Source organism: Priestia sp. SIMBA_032 (genome assembly GCF_046535215.1).
Lineage (GTDB): Bacteria > Bacillota > Bacilli > Bacillales > Bacillaceae_H > Priestia > Priestia aryabhattai.
The window spans coordinates 1-295 of sequence record NZ_JAWRXD010000417.1; the positions used below are offsets into that span (position 1 = coordinate 1).

The window sequence follows — 295 nt, forward strand, 5'->3', positions numbered from 1 at the left end:
CTGAACTTCCTCCCGATGGCCGGTGCCGGGACGATCACAGCGATCCTGGCGGCCATCGCGCTGGCCGCCGCGATCGCATTCTTCGTCCGGCAGCACCGGGCCGCCACACCGCTGTTCGACCTCACGATCGCCGCCCGGCCGACCTTCTGGGTCGCCGCATTCGGTGGCATCGTCGTCTTCGGCACCCTGATGGGTGCGATGTACATCGGCCAGCAGTACCTGCAGAACGTCCTGGAGTACTCCACTCTCGCGGCCGGCGCCTCGGTACTCCCGGCCGCGGCGTCGATGGTGATCG

The 295-nt window shown here is 68.5% G+C and carries 1 pseudogene; it reads left to right on the forward strand.

Going from position 1 to position 295, the window contains the following annotated elements:
• A pseudogene (locus SB717_RS34980) lies at positions 1-295 on the forward strand (hypothetical protein); the annotation flags it as partial.